Here is a 1160-nt window from a genome sequence, read left to right on the forward strand (position 1 = left end):
TTGGCGCCCACGCCGGAATCTCCCTTGATCCGCCCGAACAGTTGCTGGAGCTGACACTCGCAGTGATAAGACTGGGCAAGCGGGGGAGCTCTCGACCCTTCCAGACTATACGGAGTCCGGTGATGAACGGGATCGGGATTGATGTCAGCAAGCGCCAGCTGGACGTTGGCACGACAGACGGAAAGACCCTGCAGGTCAGCAATAGCCGCTCCGGCTTTGCTGAATTGGACCTCTGGCTGCAAGGGCATCCGGCCGTCCAGAYCGTGCTGGAGGCCACTGGTGGCTACGAACAGCCTGTGCTGGACTTCCTGCACAACGCTGGTCATCCGGTGGTCCGCGCCAATGCCCTGCGGGCGCGGAAACTGGCCCAGGGGCTTGGCCACATGGCCAAGACMGACCGCTTGGATGCCTATGCCTTGGCCAAGATGGCCGCRCTGGTGAAGCTGCGTTCCTATCAGCCACTGGAGCCTTGGCAGCGGGAAATGCGTGACTTCGTGCGGGCACGCCGACAGGCGATGCACGCGCTGACCGTCGCGCGGCAGCAGCAGGAAATGGTGGGTAATCGTGAATTACGCCGACTGCTTCAGGCCAACATCACTTGCTTGCAGAGAACGGTGGAACGTTTGGGAAAGCGGATTTCCGAACAGGTTTCCAAGCAGCCTCAACTGGCTGTCCTGAAGTCGATGAAAGGTGTTGGCCCGGGCCTGCAGGCCGTGTTGGCCAGCTATCTTCCCGAGCTGGGCAATATCAGTGGCAAGGCCGTCGCCAGCCTGGTCGGTGTGGCACCGATGTCCCATGACAGCGGGACCATGCGTGGCAAACGAAGCATCCATGGCGGCAGGGCTGAGATCCGTCAGGTGCTCTACATGGCCAGCATGTCGGCCATGCGGCATGAACCTCGCCTGCGGGACTTTTACCAGTCGCTGCGAGCGCGGGGCAAGGAAGGCAAAGTGGCCATCGTGGCGGTGATGCGGAAGATGCTGGTGATTCTCAACGCCCGTATGCGTGACGCTCAAGGCGGATCGATCCCCGCCTGAGCGCACCAGAGGGCGTTGCTCCTGAGGCTGCCGGCCAGCGGCCGGCACTACCGTGCCCGTTTACCGGAAGGGCTGGCGCTCCTCCAGCAACACAGTTGCTACAAGGACGTACTTGCGGCGTCC

General features: G+C 62.3%; 1 protein-coding gene. It reads left to right on the top strand.

From position 1 onward, the window contains the following. Positions 1 to 122: 122 nt before the first annotated feature. Positions 123 to 1037, top strand: a complete 915-nt coding sequence (locus AC1DCU_RS21450) for an IS110 family RNA-guided transposase (protein ID WP_442252332.1) — start codon at positions 123 to 125, stop codon at positions 1035 to 1037. Positions 1038 to 1160 lie beyond the last annotated feature (123 nt).

The sequence above is a fragment of the Stenotrophomonas sp. 10L48 genome (genome assembly GCF_056395105.1).